This window comes from Candidatus Frankia nodulisporulans, assembly GCF_902806475.1.
Classification (GTDB): domain Bacteria; phylum Actinomycetota; class Actinomycetes; order Frankiales; family Frankiaceae; genus Frankia; species Frankia umida.
Window position 1 is genome coordinate 1 of the sequence record NZ_CADCWS010000075.1, and the last position, 17,031, is coordinate 17,031.

Genomic DNA, 17,031 nt, shown 5'->3' on the forward strand with positions numbered 1-17,031 from the left:
ATCGGAGATCGTGCACCGCGCCGCAGCCGCGATCGCGTGGGTGAAGGCGAGGCTGAACGCCTGCTTGCACTCCGAAGCATGGAGCGACCCGTAGGGGATGCCCGACGGTGTCCACATAGCTGGCCACTGATTCGGAGCGGCACGCTCCCCCGCCACGCAACCCCCTCGGCCACCCAACGCCGGCAGATCACCACCATACGTGGCAAGAGGTGATCGGATGCCACGAGCCCTGCCGTACCACCGGCCCCGCGATCGTCCTGGGTGCCGCCGGTGTGGTGCTGATCGCCGCCGCATGGGTGGACCCGCGTGACGTCCGCCGAAACTTGGCGCGCCCTCGAACGCGGACACAACGCCGCGGCCGGAACCGTCACGCGAGACGAGCCGCAGGTCAGGCCGCACGAGTGGCCGCAGGTGCTTGACGAAGAGCACGAAAGAGGCGCGCGCACAGCGTTCCTCGGTGTATGTTCCGTTCGCCGAGGATGTTGCCTTGTTCATTCCGAGCGCGCCATGTACGACGGTTGGCGCGGGGACGCTCGGGTCCTCGGTGCGACTCCCAGGAGCCGCCCGGTCCGGCGTGCTTCCCTGGTTCCCTGATGCTCCTTTGCGTCACATTGCTGACCGCCTGGGCGCGTCATCCTGACCTGGTCAACCGGCAGCGCTGAAACCCGACATCAGCGCGCCCCGGAACCAGTCCGAAAATCGGCATTCCGCACGGTGGGTTCTTTCGTGCTGCCGTGACGCGGGTCCGATACCGGACAGGGTGGCGCACTCGGTCACGAGAAGGAAGAAGGCGATGGCGAAAAAATCCCTGCGTTCTCCCGTGCTCACGGTAGCCATCCTGGGCGCGGCCCTCGCGGTGGCCCTACCGGGTACCGCCTACGCGTCGACGACCCTCACGGTCCGTTCGCCCGGCGCCACCTCCGGGCCGTCCACCGCCAACTCGGAAAGCGCGAGCAACGCCAACTGTCGGACCGGCGGTGACACCAACGACGTAGTCTCCGGGGTTGGCATTCTCCAGACCGTCGGTACCGGCAGTGCCCAGAGCAACCTGCACGTCAAGGGAATCGTCCCCTTCGACGGCACCGCCGAATACGTCGCCGCCAACAGCTATTCGCCCGGCGTCGTCGCCACCAACACGACGCAGGCTCGTGGCATCGGTGCCACCGGTGGGTCGGGAGGTGGTTTCGACGCGGCGTTCGGCTCGACGCCCTACGCCATGTGCCTCGACCCGGGCGGGACGATCACGGGCACGCAGATCGTGATGAACAGCGTGGCCGCTCCCACCTCCATGAACGGCACGGCACTCGCGCTCGCGACGTGTCCCGAGGGCACCCGTCTCCTGGGTGGCGGGGCACGCACGACGCCGGGTAACGCGGGCAGTCTCAAGCCGATCGCCAGCTACCCCACCTACGCCGATGGCACTGGTGCGGGCACCCACGACAACGGCCTGATCGCCGCCGATGACGGCGACACCAATCCGGACTCGTGGGCCGCGGGGGCGCTGAACGGCGGGATGACAGGCGCCTCCAACACCACGTACGCCTACGCGATCTGCAGCGGGAGCGGCATCAACGTCAGCGGCGTAACCGTCACGGTGCGCTACGGAGAATCGAGTGGCCCCACCACCGTCAGCGCTCCGCAGAAGACCACCACCGGTTGTGGGGAAGGCGACGGGACGCTGATCAGTGGGGGTGCCGCCATCACCGGCGGCGACATCACCACCTCGGACTTCAACGCACCAGGCTCACCGGGCGATCACCTGAACGGCAGCTACCCGAGTGACGGGAGCGGCAGTGCGCTGACCACTTCACCGGCGAACTGGACCTCGACCACACATACCGGCGGGATGGGATCCACCTCGGACACCCGATCGCACGTCTGGGCCCTGTGCCTGGCCGGCAACTGAGCGCCTGACCGGCACCTGAGCCGAGAGCCTCGGGACGCTATCACCCTGCGACCATCCCCGGACACCTATCCACAGATACGGTAATCTGCGCCAAAAACCATGGCAGATGCGGAAATCGCGAGGTAGCTTTGCTTCCGCCCAAACAGGCGGTCGGCCATGACGGTCCGTGCACTTACCGTTATGATCTCACGGTCCCCTGGGTGGGCTTCACCCCGGGCACGGCACAACGCCGTGCCCGGGTCCAGCCGGATGACTGCGGGGGAATGGCGAGATGCACAACGGGGATCTGGCCGACGACACGGCCGGATCGAGGTCGAGGTCGAAGTCGAAGTCGAGCATGCGTACGAAGACGAGAACGAGCCGGGCAGGGACGGGAAGCGACCCGTCGACGTCGAGGACGCCACGGTGGCTGCCGGCGGGGGGTACGGCGGGCGACGTGGGCCGGCCTGGTCGTCACGATGGCGGCCGCGTCGCTGACCCTCGGGGCGGCGGCGCCGAGCCTCGCCGCCGGGCCGCCGGCGGCGGGTGCCGGCGAGGCGCGGGAGCCGGTCATCCACGTGATCAGCACCGACACACCCGTGACGAACGCGCCGTCGGCCTTCGCCACCGCGGTGAGCACCTGCCCGGCGGGAAGTGTGCTGGTCAGCGGGGGTATGTGGGGCAGCAAGGTGGACGCCACCGACCCCGCTCCGCCGATCAACGGGCTGCGCGCCAAGGGCACCTTCCCCAGTGACGCGAGTGGCACCGTGAGCCTGGACGGCACGCAGGATCCCGTCTTCTGGGCGGCGGTCGGTAACTTCGGCGGGCAGTCCGAGGAAGGCGACAAGATCACCAGCTTCGCGGTGTGCGCCGAGGGCACCGCGCTCGATCACCGAGTGGTCTCGGTCGCGTCCGTCGCGGCTCCGACCCAGGTCGGCACCCCGCTGGTCACGGCGGCCTGCCCGACCGGCACCATCGCCGTCGGCGGTGGTGGGCACACGGTGCCACCGCCGTCCGCCAGCCTGAAGGCGGTGGGTAGCTTCCCCAGCGACGCGCAGGGCAACCCGCTGCCGGACGGCGCGGCCAACCCCCGGTACTGGACGGCCCGCGGGGTGATCAACGGGCACGCCGATCCCACGGTGCGGACCTACGCGTTCGCCGTCTGCGCCGACCCGGGTGACATGAACATCGCCGTGGTCCGCAAGGACGGCCTGGGGCCGCAGGAGGGCAGCAGCTACGTCATCCCGACCGCGACCTGCCCGACCGGCCGGCATCTGCTCGGCGGTGGCCAGGACCTGCTCGGCGGGGCGCTGGGCTACTCCACCGGAGCCCATCTTCGGGGCAGCTACCCCAGTGACGCGGCGGGCGAGCCGGCGCTCAACGGAACCACCGATCCCACCTCGTGGAGCGCGGTGATCGCCTCAGGCGGTGGCGGCGGTACCACGGACCAGCCCGTCCTCATCTACGCGCTGTGCGCCGACTTCACGCACAACACGACGACCTCGCTGGCCGCCGACACCACCGCACCGCTGTTCGGACGGCCCGTCCAGCTCACCGCGACAGTGACACCGGGGGCCACCGGCGTCGGCACCCCGACCGGATCGGTGATCTTCGCCGACGGCGGGACACCGCTTGCCACCGTGGCCCTGACCGGCGGCACCGCGAGCTTCAGCACCGCGAAACTCCAGCCCGGCGCCCACCAGTTCACCGCCTCCTACAGCGGCGGACCGACCATGCGGGCCAGCGCCACCACGGCGCCGACCACCGTCACCGTCGGCTTCAGCCAGCCCTGCCTGACCACCACCCGCAGCGGCCCACTGACCGTGGCGGCGAACCAGGCACTGTGCCTGGCCGCCGGCGGCCGCCAGTCCGGACCGATCAGCATCCAGCCCGGCGGCGCCCTCGCCGTCACCGGCGGGCAGATCAGCGGACCGCTGTCCGCCAGCCGCCCCAGCGCCCTCACCCTGTGCCAGGCGACCGTCAACGGACCGGTCTCGGTGACCGGCGCGACCGGCTACGTCATGCTCGGCTCGGACCACCAGCCCTGCGCGGGCAACAGCCTCTCCGGCCCGCTCAGCGTCAACCAGAACACCGCCGGTCTGGAAGTCTCCGGGAACACCATCAACGGCCCGGCCCAGATCACCGGCAACGGCGGCAGCGGGCTCACCGCCGCCGAAGCCACCCCCGCCTTCACCGCCAACCGGGTCGGCGGACCACTGAGCTGCAGCGGCAACACGCCATCGCTGCGCCAGAGCGGCAACACCGCGAACGGCCCACGCTCCGGCCAGTGCGCATAGCCCGCCCGGTGCCGGCAGCCAGTTCGGTGCGTGTGGTCAGCGCCGCGAACGCCGGCTGACCACGTCCCGCCATCTTCCGCGGCTTCCCCTACCGGAAGTCGTGGGAGGTGGTGGGGTCCGCGGCGTTGGCCGCGTGGTCGAGCGCGTCGTTGAGCGCGGTCAGTTCGGAGGTGAAGGCGTGGAAGCGGGACGGGCCGAACTCGGCGAGCGCCTTCTTGAAGACGTCCGACTGTAAGGCGGCCTCCTGCTGGTAGATACGCGCGCCTTCGCTGGTCGCCTGGAACACCCGGCGCCGCGAGCCGGGCGGCATGTGCGATTCGACCAGGCCGCGACCGATCGCGTTCTTCACCTGACGGCTCACCGTCGACTGCTCCAGATGCAGCGTGCATTCGAGGTTCGCCATCGTGCACGGACCCGACTCGGCCAGGGCCCACAGGATGCGGAACATCGACCGGTCCAGGGTCGAGCCCTCCGGCGTCATGATCCGTCGGCGGCTCAGCCGCAGCACCTCACGGGCGATGGCCCGCAACAAATCGTCCTCGTCCGGCTCGCTACCCACCGGTTTCCCGTCCAGCTGCTCCATCACCGATCTCACCTCGTCCAACCCAGGTCCCGGGGGGCCACGACGGGCCCATCTCCACCGCCAGCCCGCGGGACCGAAATCCTGCCACGGACGGCCACCACGCGGGTGGGTCGTCCGTCGGACACGCCCCGGAGCTGGCGGCCGATGAACCGCTCCGAGGCGTGCCCGATCAGTTTCGTCGCCCGGACCCGGCCGGGCGGGGTCTCACACCTTGGTGGTGACGGTGGGTGTGTCGTCGGACGTCCGGGCCGCCGGGGCGAACGGGGCGTCCTGCGGGTCGACCAGGGAGACGGCCGCCGGACCGCCGATGCCGTTCTGCGGGGAGCCGCCGGAGACGATGTCGGTGGAGCGGGCCGGGCGACGGGCGCTGATGAAGGTGGCCAGGCCCGCACCCAGCAGGGCGGCGACGGCACCGACGATGAAGCAGAGTCGGAACGCGTCCTGGTCGGGCACCTGGGTGTTGCCCAGGGTGATCGTGTTGCTGGCGAGCAGGGTGCCCATCAGGGCGGCGGCGAGGGTCGCGCCGACCGAGCGGCTCAGCGCGTTCAGACCCACCGCGGCACCGGCCTCCGCCTGCGGCGTCGCGTCCATGATGAGGGTGGGCATCGCGGCGTAGCCGATGCCGACACCGGCGGACGCCACGCAGGAGACCAGCAGCAGCTGCCAGGACGCGTCCATCCACAGGGCGGCGATGACGTAGCCGAACGCCAGCACGGTCGCGCCGGTCATCAGGGTGATCCGGGCGCCGAGGGTGGCGATCAGCTTGCTGGACACCGGGGCGAACAGCAGCATCATCAGCCCACCGGGCGCCATCCACAGACCGGCGGCGAGCACCGACTGGCCGAGCCCGAAACCGGTGGCCTTCGGCAGCTGCAGCAGCTGCGGGACGACGATGGACTGCGCCATCATGCCGAACCCGACGGCGACGGCCGCGATGTTGGTCATCAGCACCGGCCGCTTCGCGGTCGCCCGCAGGTCGACCAGCGGCTCGGCCTGGCGCAGCTCGTAGGCGCCCCAGGCGACCAGGATGACCACCCCGCCGATGATCGCGCCCAGGGTGTTCACGGACGCCCAGCCCCAGTCGTTGCCCTTGGAGATACCGACCAGGAAGGCGACCAGACCCGCGGCGAGCCCCAGCGCGCCGCCGATGTCCATGCTCCCGCCGTGCGAGTCCCGCACGTGCGGCACCGCGAACACGCTGGCCAGCAGCACCAGCCCCGCGATCCCGGCTGACACCCAGAACAGGGCGTGCCAGTTGAGGCTGTTGACGATCCAGGCGGCCAGCGGCAGACCGATGGCACCACCGACACCGAGCGTGGCGCTCATCGCGGCCAGCGACGTCGCCGCCATCTTCGGCGGCGTGATCTCCCTGATCAGCGAGATACCGACCGGGATGAAGCCCATCCCCAGCCCCTGCAACGCCCGACCGGTCAGCATCGGCAGAATCGAGCTGGACATGGCGCACACCAGCGAGCCGACCACGAGCGTCGCGGCGCTGGCCACCAGCACCCGCTGCTTGCCGAACAGGTCCGCCAGGCGCCCCGCGACCACCATGGCGACCGCGGCGGCCAGCAGCGTCACCGTCACCACCCAGGCGGCGCTGGACGCCGAGGTGCCGAGCAGATCAGGCAGATCGGACTGGATGGGGATGACGAGCGTCTGGGAGAGCGCGGCGGTCATCCCGCCGAGGCACAGAGCCGCCACCGACACCGCCGGTGGAACCTTGGAGATCCGTACGCCTGGAGACATGTTCTTCCCTTCGTCGGCCTACATGCATGCTATATACATGCATCTCCCCCACCAAGGTTCTGTTGTCCAGGTCTCCCCCGTCGCCTACGTCACTCCTGGTGTCTGATTTCACTCCTGACGTCACCGCCGCTGCGCCCATCCTCAGCTGGAGGTTCGCCCTGAGTAACGGTGAGCTGATCGACCTGTCGGTGCCGATCGTCGACGGCATGCCGGTCTACCCTGGCGATCCGCCGGTCACGGTGGTACCCGCGCTGCGGGTGGCCACGGACGGCGCCAACGTGCAGCGACTGCACCTGGGCTCACAGACCGGCACCCACGTGGACGCCCCCTGGCACATCGACGACGCCCTGCCCCGCCTGGACCAGATCCCGCTGGAGCGCTTCACCGGCCCCGCCCTACCCGTCGACGCCCGCGGCCTCGCCCCTCGGACGCCCCCGCCGCCGTCGATCCTGCCCGCCGACCTGCGCCCCGGGGACATCGTCCTGATCATCACCGGCTGGTCGACCCGCTTCGGGCACCCCAGCTACCTCGACCATCCCTACCTGGCCGCCGCCACCGCCCAGGCCCTCGTCGACGCCGGCATCCGCACCATCGGCATCGACGCCGCCAGCGTCGACCCATCCCCCTCCTCGGACGGGCTGGCCGCTTCCTCGGACGGGCTGGCGGCGCACCGGGTCCTGTGCGGGGCCGGTGCGGTGATCGTCGAGAACCTCACCGGGCTGGACCGGCTGCTGACGGCCGCCCGGCTGGGCCGCCCGATCGAGATGTTCCTGTTCCCGCTGCCACTGGCCGGGACGGACGGCGCCCCCGTGCGCGCCGTCGCCCGGCTCGGCGCACCTCGACGCGACCCCACCCGGGCGCGCGAAACCCCCTGACACCGAGAGCCGGCCTGTCACCCCCCGGGCGAACCCGGGAGGTGCGACGCGCGTGTCAGCTGCCTACCGCGTGGCGGTGCAGCAGCGGCTCGTAGTCGGACGGCAGGTCGTCCGGGTCGGCGCTCTGGCCGTGGGCGCCGGTCGCGGGGGGCGCGTCGGCGGTCGCGGGGAAGAGCCCGCCGTGGGTGCCCTGCGGGTTGAGCTGGCCCCGGCCGGGACGGGAGGTCGTGGGTCGCGAACCCGCCCGACCGATCGGCCGCGATGCCGCGCGGACGGCGACCGCGTCGGCCTCGTCCAGGTCCACCGCGACCTCGACACCCACCTCGAGCTCGACCTCGACCGGCTGCCCGGACCAGCCCTGGCCGTACCCGACCGGCTCCTCCGCGCCCTGGCCGCGCGCGGCCCGCACCTGGGCGTCCCGCGCGTAGGCCGACTCCGGGTAGTCCGACTCCTCGTACGGCGACTCGGCGTGAGCGGACTGTGCGCTCAGCGACCGCGCGTACTCGACCTGACCGAAGCCGGCCGGAACGGACTCGTCGGCCCAGTCGGCGTCGCCGTCGGCGTACTGGTCGTACTCGTGATCGTGGCTGTAGTTGTGGCCGTGGCCGGACGAGGCGTCCCCGACGCCGCGGACCCTGCCCATCAGCGCGCCGAGGTCGATGGTCTCGGCCTGGGCGTGGGCGAGTTCCTCCTCGGTGAGCTCGTCGGCCTCGTCCGCCTCGTCGCCGGTGCGCTCGTGGTAGGCGAAGCTGGCGCCGACCGGGCGTCGACGGACACGGGCGATCCGTTCGGCCTCGATGCGCCGCTCGATCGCCTCCCGGGTGATCTCGAGTCGACGCTCCAGGCGCGTCGTGCGGCGCAGATGCACGACGTAGGCCGCGAGGCCGACGTCGACCAGCAGCTGCAGACCGATCCACAGGCCGCCGAGGACCGCGGCGAGCAGCGCCGTCACCGGCACCAGCACGGCCAGCACCGCCAGCCGCTGACGACGCGTACGCATGAGAGCGGCCCGCTCCGCGCTGATCCGCCGGTCAGCGGCGAGCTGCGTCTGGGCTGCGACCCTGGACTGGGTGGTCGAACGGGACTGGGTCGCCGAACGGGACTGGGTCGTGGAGCGGGACTGGGTCGTGGAGCGGGCGGCCAGGGGACGGGCGGCGCGCGGGCCGGTCGAGTCGGCGTGAGGCATGGCCGCTCCTTTCACCACGTCGAGGCGCTGCGGGTTCGGGCTCTGGTGGACGTCTCGGCCGCCGTGGGCCAGCTCGTCGTCCGCGACTGCGAGATCGTCTCCGGCGGAGAGGCCATCGCTGGCCGACCCGTCACCGGCCAGGTCGTCGCTGACCAGGTCGTCGCTGACCAGGTCGTCGCTGACCAGGTCGATCAGGTCCTCGTCGGTCAGGTCGTGCGGCGAGGACGGGCGACGGGAGAGCACCCGCATCGCCCCGGTGAACCGCTCCGAGGAACGCTGTTCGGAGAGCGTGTCGTGCCGGCGCAGCCACATGGGTATCAGCACGAAGCCCCAGACCGCGACGATCGCGACCCAGATCAACGCGCTCACCGGACCATCACCGCCAGGCCGGCCGTGCGGACCGTGCCGGATGCGACGGACGCAGCGGGAGCGGCGGTGCTGACCATGTGGAGCCTCATCTCGACACCAGCGGATTGCGTTTTCGTGGTTGAACGCTAGTGAGCGAAATCCACGTGGTCACCGACCCGAACCCCGCGTGTCGCATACGCAATGCAGTGTGTGCGCATCGTGGCACCATCGTGTATCACACCAGATGCCCCAGGGAAGATCAGAACAAAATATGTGGAAGCACTCCCGTAAAGCATGAGGCCGCCGACGGGCACTGGGAATCCACTCGGGAGTGCGTGCGAGGACACCAGCCGGTGACCGCGCGCGACCCTGGTCCGGTTGCCGACACCCACGCGACGCCGGAAGTGGAACTCGTCACCCACGCCGGCCTACCCGGATGTGGGTCCCCATCCACCGTCCTTCTACCCCAGGATAGGGTAGAAGGTCCCCTTGATCAGAACGACGCAGATCCCCACAGACGGGGGATCATCGCGCGATCGCGGCAGCGACCGGAGATCAGCGATCAGCGGTCGGGCGGACGCGGCTACTGCTGGCGCAGGTGGCTCTCCCGCCAACGGCAGACCAGACCCTCGGGCACGTCCTCGGTGGTCAACGCGAATCCGAGATGGTCGCGGTAGTGACCGTCGATGGCGAGATAGCGCCGGTGCAGGCCCTCCTCGCGGAAGCCGAGCTTCGCGAGGACCCGTCGGCTCGCGGCGTTCTCCGGACGCACGTTCGCCTCGACGCGATGCAACCCGACGGGTCCGAAACAGTGATCGACGATCAGCGCGATGGCGGTCGGGGTGATACCGCGCCCGGCGTACTGGCTGTCCACCCAGTAGCCGATCTGCGCGCTGTTAAAAGCGCCCCGCAGGACCGGCGCGACGGTCACCTGGCCCACCAGACGGCCCGAGACCACCACCGCGAACGGCAACGCCACGCCGACCCGGGCCTGCTGGCGCAGGCGGTGCCACATCTGCCGGTAGACGGCGATGGTCTGCCGCTGGTCCCAGGTCTCACGGACCATCATCAGGCCCGGCGGAGCCGCCTCCCACGGTGCCAGCCAGTCGGCGTTGCGCAGCCGGACCTCCACCCAGCTCGACGCGTCCCGCAGCCGCAACGGCCGCACGACGACCGGACCCTCGGTCAGGACCGCCGGCCACCCCGGTGCCCGCACCACCGCCCGCCTCTCAACCGGCCGGTTCGGCGCCGTACCGGCGCGGATGGTCGTCCTGACCGCCGAGTTGCGCGACGGCGTGGACGACGACGTCGGCGAGCACGGCCAGGCCGTCGCGGACGCCACCGGTGGAACCGGGGAGATTCACCACCAGGGTGTCGCCCGCCGTACCGACCAGGCCGCGCGACAGCGCCGCCGCGGGCACCGTGTCGCGGCCGGCGGCACGCAGTGCCTCGGCGAGGCCGGGAACCGGGCGATCCAGCACGGTCGCGGTCGCCTCGGGGGTGACGTCCCGGGCACCAAGGCCGGTGCCACCGGTGGTGACGACCAGTTCGACGCCGTCGGCGATCGCCGCACGCAGCGCGGCCTCGATGTCGGCCCGTTCGTCGGGCACCACGGTGGGCGGGTCGACCTGGAAGCCGAGCGCGGCCAGCCCGTCGGCCAGCAGCGGCCCCGACCGGTCCTGGTAGACGCCGCGATGGGCCCGGTCGGACACGGTCACGACCCGCGCCCGGGCGCCCGCCGGCAGCCGACTCGTCGACGCCGCCCCGGCCCGGTGCCCAGCGGCGCCGATGGGGGGCCTCGGGGCGCTGTCGGGGTGTGAGTGCGCCGCGGCGCCGCGGTGGCGGGGCGCGGCGGCCTGCCAGTCACCGGTGCGACCGCCCGACTTCGACAGCACCCGCACCTCGGAGAGCTGCGCGCCGGGGTCGACCGCCTTGACCATGTCGTGCAGGGTCAGCGCGGCGACGGTGACGGCGGTCAGCGCCTCCATCTCCACCCCGGTCCGGTCGGCGGTGCGCACGGTCGCGACGATCTCCACGGCGTCGTCGTGCACGGTGAGCTCCACCGTCACCCCGGACAGCGCGATCGGATGGCACAGCGGGACGAGGTCCGGGGTGCGCTTGGCCGCCATGATCCCGGCGATCCGGGCGGTGCCCAGCGCGTCCCCCTTGGCGACCCCGGGGCCACGCAGCAGGGTGATCACCTCGGCGGAGACGAGCAGCAGGCCGGTCGCCACGGCCGTACGGACGGTGACGTCCTTCGCCGCGACATCGACCATCCGGGCGCTGCCGCGCTCGTCGACATGCGTGAGACCGGAACCCGTCATCGGTCGTCCGTCACGTCCGCATCCGTCCAGCCCATGCCGGAGAGGATGGACCCCGAATCCGCGCCAAGCAACAACGCGGTGAGCCGGGACCCGACCGGGACCTCGGTGACCTCCTCCGGCACGACCAGCAGAGCCTGCGCGGCGGCGAGCGAGGTGAGCTGATGCGAGCCCTGGGCCGCGACCGGATGGGCCACCGGTCCGCCGGGGCCGTACCGCCCATCCGGGCCGGGCCCGTCCAGGCGTACCCGGATGTAGGCGCGCCGACCGGGGGACGAACGCAGCGCCGTACCCACGGTGACTTCGAGGGTCGGCAGGCCGGTCGCGGGCAGACCGCGCAGCCGGGCCAGCGCCGGGCGGACGAACAGGTCGAACGACACCAGGGCGCTCACCGGGTTGCCGGGCAGGGTGAACACCGGAACGCCCTCGATCAGCCCGAACCCCTGGGGCCGGCCGGGCTGCATCGCGACATGGTCGAACCGCATGCTGCCGGCGCCGGTCAGCACCTCTTTGACCACGTCGTACGCGCCGACGCTGACCCCGCCGGTGGTCACCACCGCGTCGACCTCGGCGAGCACGTCGTAGAAGGACTTGGTGAAGGCGTCCGCGTCGTCCGACACGCCGACGAGCCGGCGCACGAGCCCGCCGCACTCGCGGACCGCGGCGGCGATCGCGTGGCTGTTGGAGTCGACGATCTGCCCGGGCCGCGGCGGCGAGCCGACCTCGACGAGTTCACTGCCGGTGGACAGCACCGCCACCCGCGGCCGCGGACACACCGGTGGACGGGCCACGTTCACGGCCGCGAGCAGGCCGATCTGCGCCGAACCGAGGACCGTGCCGGCGGACAGGACGAGCGAGCCCGGTTTGACGTCCTCCCCCACCCGGCGGATGTGCAGGCCACGGCGGGGCGCCTGGTGGACGGCGACCGCCTCCCGGCCGGCATCGGTCCATTCCAGCTGGACGACCGCGTCCGCCCCGGCCGGCAGCGGCGCGCCCGTCATGATCCGGGCGGCGGCGCCGGGACGCAGCGGCACCGGGATACCCGGGCCGGCCGGTATGTCGGCCTCGACGGGCAGGACGACGGGGGTCTGCGGCTGGTGTCAGCGACGTCGGCGGCGCGCACGGCGTAGCCGTCCATCGCGGAGTTGTCGAAGCTGGGGACGGCGACCGTCGCCCGCACGTCCGCGGCGAGCACGCAACCGTGCGCGTGGGCCAGATCGACGCGTCGCGGCCTGGTCGGCGCAACCGCCGCCAGGATGCGCGCTGTGTGTTCGTCCACCGTTGTCATGGCGTCCGCCCCCGTCCGTGCGACCGGAATCCCCGGTGGGACCGGCCACGGCCGGCGCCCACGGCGCGCGCGCCGGCCGATTCCGGGGGCGTTCCCGACCCGCGAGCGGGCCGTCAAGGTTCAACTGAATGCAATCAGTCTTGTCGGGAAGATGACAAGTGGATGAATGACCGCAATCAGGACAGTCCGCTCTTGGGACCGCCCGCGGCGACATACTCCTCGATCCAGGGGTACAGCTCGGGCCCGAGATCGGCCCGTTCGCACGCCAGCCGGATGACCGCCTTGAGGTAGTCGACCCGGTCACCGGTGTCGTAGCGCCGGCCGGTGAACACCACCCCGTGCACGGGTGCCGCGCCCGGGTCCTCCTGCTCCCGACGGGCCAGGGTGCGCAGCGCGTCGGTGATCTGGATCTCGCCGCCGCGACCCGGCGGGGTCTCCCGCAACACGTCGAAGATCTCCGGCGCGAGGACGTAGCGGCCGATGATCGCCAGGTTGCTCGGCGCCTCCTCGACCGGAGGCTTCTCGACCAGGTCCTCGATCCGCACGATGCCGTAACGATCATCCGGACCGCTGTGGATCGGGCGCACCGTCGCGACCCCGTACATCGATACCTGCTCGCGTGGGACCTCCATCAGCGCGATGACACTGCCACCGAAACGCTCCTGCACGGCGAGCATCTCCGCCAGCAACGGGTCCCGCTCGTCGATGAGATCGTCACCGAGCAGGACGGCGAACGGCTCGTTGCCCACGTGCGCGGCCGCGCACAGCACGGCGTGCCCGAGGCCGCGTGGCGACGGCTGACGCACCGAGTGCACCTCGGCGAGCTCGGCCGACGCCCGCACCCGACGCAGGCGTACTTCATCGCCCTTGCGCTCCAGCGCGGCCTCGATCTCCGTCTCGCGGTCGAAATGATCCTCGACAGCCTTTTTGCTCCGACTTGTGACCAACAGGACGTCGCGCAGCCCCACGCGCGACGCCTCCTCGACGACGTATTCGATGGCCGGCCGGTCGACAACCGGCAGCATCTCCTTGGGCACCGCCTTCGTCGCCGGGAGGAAGCGGGTCCCCAGACCCGCAGCCGGAATTACCGCCTTCGTCACTGGCATGGACAGACCTTAGCCGGGCTGCAGTTCACCGGCATGACGGCGCCCGCCCTCCATACGCAATACACAGCTCAGCCGATCCATCCGGCGGATGTTTCCGCCTGGCCGGCCATCCCGACCCCGGTGTCCCGCCGGCACCAGAACTCCAGGTGCCCCCATCCCAGGCCCACCGAGCGCACCCGAGCCCGCCCACCGGACGACCGCCGCCCGGCTCGGATCCGTGACGAATCGATCTGTGATGTGGCAAACACTCGGGATCGCGCCCAGGATGACGCTGTGACCTGACCGGGCCGGCACACCCCGCCAGACGCGCCTGTGATCGCCGACTGCGAGAGGCTGGTCGTGTGCTGGACGAACAGGCCACCGCTCGCATCGACCTGGCCAAGCAGCGGCTACGCGCCCGCCTGCTGGCCCGGCGCCGGACCGCGCTCGCCGCGCTGACCGCCGGCGGCGCGGGTACCGGCGCGGGTTTGGGTGCGGGTGACGCGGGGGGGCTCGCGCCTCGCATCCTGGCGCTGCCCGAGGTCGCGCGGGCGACGTGCGTGGCCGCCTATGTGGGACTGCCGGGCGAACCGGAGCTGGGTGACCTGCTGGACCGGCTGCTGGCCGCCGGCACCCAGGTCCTCCTGCCCACCCTGCGCACGGACCTTGACCTGGACTTCCGGACCTATCTCGGCACGCTCGTCCCAGGCGCGCTGGGCACCCGGGAACCGCCGTCGGCGGCACCGGTCGGTGATCTCGGCCTGGCCGGCGTCGTGATCGTGCCGGCGCTGGCCGTCGACCGCCGCGGCCGGCGGCTCGGCCGCGGCGGCGGCTCCTACGACCGGGCGCTCGTTCGGGTGGCCGCACAGGCCACGGTGATCGCCGTGGTGCACGATCAGGAGCTCCTGGATCATGTGCCCACCGCACCGCATGACCGTGGCGTCCACCTTGTGGTCACCCCGAGCCGTATCCTGCACTGCGGACCGGACGGCGTGACCGGGGAACATCCGGAGCCGTCCACAGGCTAAAGTTGGCAGTCGTCACTTCTGAGTGCCAACTCCGGGAGGAGTACGTGCCTACCTACCAGTACCGCTGCACCGACTGCGGCCGCGACCTCGAGGTTGTGCAGAGCTTCAGCGACGCGTCACTGACCGAGTGCCCGACCTGCGCCGGACGACTTCGGAAGGTGTTCGGTTCGGTGGGCGTGGTGTTCAAGGGCAGCGGTTTCTACAAGAACGACAGCCGTTCGAGTTCGTCCGGCGGGTCGGTCCAGCAACGCCCGAAGGACACCCCCGGTGAGTCGACCGGCGCCGGTTCCAGCTCCGACGCGGGCGGTTCCAGCGGCAGCGACACGTCCTCGTCGGACTCGTCGGACTCGTCGTCGTCCTCGTCGACCGGTGTGACAGCGGGCAGTTCGTCGCCCTCGACCTCGAGTACCGCGGCGGCCTGAACAGCCGCGACCCCGGTTCGTCGCCGTGAAGGCGCCCCACCCCCGGCAGGGTGGGGCGCCTTCACGGCGTATGAGGACCTCACCGACCCCCGGGACGTCACCCCGCCCGGCATGTTCGCCGTGCCCAGAGGCTTCGCCATGCCCAGAGGCTTCGCCATACCTGGGGCTTCGCCGTGCCCAGGGGCTTCGCCGTGCCCAGGGGCTTCGCCGTGCCCAGGGGCTTCGCCGTGCCCAGGGGCTTCGCCGTGCCCGGCGGCCGAACGCGGCTGATGGCCGCACCCGGCAAGTCGAGCCGCCCGCATCACCCGATCGGGCCAGCGCGCACCAAACAGACACGACTCGTGCCACAGGCGCCGTCGGCGCTCGACAGCCGCCGGACGCCCCCTGCCGCCGGGTCGACCGAGCAGCACTGATCATCACGGCACGTGGTACGCCCGGCCCGCCCGGGGTGTACCGCTTCCATTCCCCCGCGACCGGGAGAATGCACCAACCAACATGCTTCGTCCTGATCGCACGGTTTTTGCTGCATCGCCGAGATCGGCGCCGCGATCGGACGTGCCGGCCCGCCGGCGTGGGATCAGACCATCCCACCCACGCCGCCGCCGCCACCAGGCAAAACGCCTACTGTTTGCGCCGCCGATAGTGCTCCACGATCCAGGCGTCTACCTCTCGCTTGCGCCAAACCCGAGTGCCTTTGGCACCACTACCGGTCGGTGCGTTGATGACCTGCAAGGGCGCCGGAAACCGAGCGTCCTTGCGAGTCCAGTAGTCCACCGCCTGGCGGGTGATCTTGAGTTGGAACGCGATGTCCCCGATGCCGACCAACTGCTCACCGTCGTCCACGAGGAACATCGTAACCACTTTGCTCTTCCCCAAGAACCTCGCTAGGGTCTAATTTGCTGGTCAGCAAATTAAGGAGGAGGAAACCATGCACCCCACAGCACGGCGCGCGGACGAGGTCGGAGCCCTGATAGATCGCGACGAGGAGTACGACGAGGAGCCCGTCGGAGATCCTCCGATCACGGTCGCGCGGTACCGCGCGGCTATCCGCGCGGCCCTGTCCGCCAGGCCACCGGAACCCGGAATCGTGGCCACCGCCTGGTCCCAGCGCGAGGCGGACGCCTATCTGGCCGGCAGCCGGGCGGCCCTGCGCCTCGTCATCGAGGTGCTCGGCCATGCCCTCACCACGCCACCCCCCGCCCGCGAAGGGCACTGACCCCACCCGCCGAGCAGCCGACACTCCCGCGCCGATGCGCCCCGCATGCCCTGTGCGCCCACGTGCCCTGCGCTCCGATGGCCCTGTGCGGCTCCGATGGCCCTGTGCGGCCCGCGCGCCTGCGCCGGAACGGCGGTGTGGTGCCGCTGCGGCGGTCAGCGCGGCGCTGGCGACCACGACCGGGCCCACGCAACCAGGCTCACAGGTATGCCCATTGCGCCGGTGCCTCACTGCCGACAGGCTGGAACGAGGCTTGGCAGTAGTGGGTCGCGAGGCGCGGCAGACGGATACGAGGTTCTATCCGATCCGGCGACACCGCCATCGTGACAGTGCGTCCACCGCACCGAAGGGGAGAGGAGAAGAATGACAACACCGCGTGACGACTGGTCCGACGACGACCGCGGCGACGATCGCGACATCGGATGGGGAGACGAGTCATTGTCCGAAGGCGAGGACTCCGACATCATCCGGCTACGTGACGATGTGCCCCCGCACCACGTCGACCGCTGACCCCCGATCCCGCGCGTCAGCGCGGAGCGGTTAGAGCGAAATAGCGACCGATGGCCTTCCCCGCCGGCCTGTCAACTGATTGCGCGTGCGGGCCGCGGCCAGGACTGAATCCGCTATCTGATTACGGTGGGTCCACCGTCTACGGTCCACCGACCACTGGCCATCGGATCGAGCGGGGAGAAGGGGCCGTGGGGTCGGCCGGATTCATCGCCGCATGAATTCGGGTAACTGGTCAGGT

The 17,031-nt window shown here is 71.2% G+C and carries 13 protein-coding genes and 2 pseudogenes; 7 read left to right on the forward strand and 8 right to left on the reverse strand.

Features of this window, described 5'->3' with window-relative positions; translation table 11 throughout:
* The first annotated feature begins 793 nt into the window (after positions 1-793).
* Entirely contained in the window at positions 794-1,906 is a 1,113-nt protein-coding gene (locus tag G6R24_RS09595; RefSeq protein ID WP_163548914.1) for a hypothetical protein, read from the forward strand.
* A gap of 458 nt (positions 1,907-2,364) precedes the next feature.
* Entirely contained in the window at positions 2,365-4,182 is a 1,818-nt protein-coding gene (locus G6R24_RS09600; RefSeq protein ID WP_163548915.1) for an Ig-like domain-containing protein, read from the forward strand.
* Between the two features lie 88 nt (positions 4,183-4,270).
* Here the strand turns inward: G6R24_RS09600 and G6R24_RS09605 are convergent, their stop codons facing one another.
* Together G6R24_RS09605 and G6R24_RS09610 are read right to left on the reverse strand one after the other, a co-directional pair.
* Positions 4,271-4,765 (reverse strand): MarR family winged helix-turn-helix transcriptional regulator, encoded by a 495-nt coding sequence (locus G6R24_RS09605; RefSeq protein WP_163548925.1) that lies wholly within the window; start codon positions 4,763-4,765, stop codon positions 4,271-4,273.
* A 204-nt stretch (positions 4,766-4,969) separates the two neighbouring features.
* Entirely contained in the window at positions 4,970-6,475 is a 1,506-nt protein-coding gene (locus tag G6R24_RS09610) for an MFS transporter (RefSeq protein ID WP_225438328.1), read from the reverse strand.
* A 137-nt stretch (positions 6,476-6,612) separates the two neighbouring features.
* On the opposite strand from G6R24_RS09610, the gene G6R24_RS09615 reads away from it, so the two are divergent.
* Positions 6,613-7,389, forward strand: coding sequence for a cyclase family protein (locus tag G6R24_RS09615; protein ID WP_225438329.1), 777 nt, complete (start codon positions 6,613-6,615; stop codon positions 7,387-7,389).
* 55 nt (positions 7,390-7,444) lie between these two features.
* On the opposite strand, the gene G6R24_RS09620 is transcribed toward G6R24_RS09615, so the two are convergent.
* The 5 genes and pseudogenes from G6R24_RS09620 to galU form a co-directional block, all read right to left on the reverse strand.
* Complete coding sequence (locus G6R24_RS09620; protein WP_163548918.1) at positions 7,445-8,944, reverse strand: gephyrin-like molybdotransferase receptor GlpR; 1,500 nt, start codon at positions 8,942-8,944, stop codon at positions 7,445-7,447.
* A gap of 562 nt (positions 8,945-9,506) precedes the next feature.
* Complete coding sequence (locus G6R24_RS09625) at positions 9,507-10,139, reverse strand: GNAT family N-acetyltransferase (protein WP_163548919.1); 633 nt, start codon at positions 10,137-10,139, stop codon at positions 9,507-9,509.
* Positions 10,140-10,182: 43 nt separating this feature from the next.
* Positions 10,183-11,247 (reverse strand): annotated as a pseudogene (gene moaCB, locus G6R24_RS09630) (bifunctional molybdenum cofactor biosynthesis protein MoaC/MoaB); the annotation flags it as partial.
* Positions 11,244-12,532 (reverse strand): annotated as a pseudogene (gene glp / locus G6R24_RS09635) (molybdotransferase-like divisome protein Glp). The pseudogenes moaCB and glp, both read right to left, overlap by 4 nt.
* A gap of 176 nt (positions 12,533-12,708) precedes the next feature.
* Complete coding sequence (gene galU / locus G6R24_RS09640) at positions 12,709-13,638, reverse strand: UTP--glucose-1-phosphate uridylyltransferase GalU (protein WP_163548921.1); 930 nt, start codon at positions 13,636-13,638, stop codon at positions 12,709-12,711.
* Positions 13,639-13,979: 341 nt separating this feature from the next.
* Between galU and G6R24_RS09645 the strand changes: the two genes are divergently transcribed.
* Positions 13,980-14,645, forward strand: coding sequence for a 5-formyltetrahydrofolate cyclo-ligase (locus tag G6R24_RS09645; RefSeq protein WP_225438330.1), 666 nt, complete (start codon positions 13,980-13,982; stop codon positions 14,643-14,645).
* A 44-nt stretch (positions 14,646-14,689) separates the two neighbouring features.
* Entirely contained in the window at positions 14,690-15,067 is a 378-nt protein-coding gene (locus G6R24_RS09650; RefSeq protein ID WP_163548922.1) for an FmdB family zinc ribbon protein, read from the forward strand.
* A 621-nt stretch (positions 15,068-15,688) separates the two neighbouring features.
* Here the strand turns inward: G6R24_RS09650 and G6R24_RS09655 are convergent.
* A complete protein-coding gene (locus G6R24_RS09655) occupies positions 15,689-15,919 on the reverse strand; it encodes a hypothetical protein (protein WP_175084860.1) in 231 nt (76 codons plus the stop codon).
* A gap of 76 nt (positions 15,920-15,995) precedes the next feature.
* Here G6R24_RS09655 and G6R24_RS09660 point away from each other — a divergent pair, with 76 nt between their 5' ends.
* Positions 15,996-16,283, forward strand: coding sequence for a hypothetical protein (locus G6R24_RS09660; RefSeq protein ID WP_163548924.1), 288 nt, complete (start codon positions 15,996-15,998; stop codon positions 16,281-16,283).
* 363 nt (positions 16,284-16,646) lie between these two features.
* Complete coding sequence (locus tag G6R24_RS21640) at positions 16,647-16,793, forward strand: hypothetical protein (RefSeq protein ID WP_175084859.1); 147 nt, start codon at positions 16,647-16,649, stop codon at positions 16,791-16,793.
* Positions 16,794-17,031: the final 238 nt, after the last annotated feature.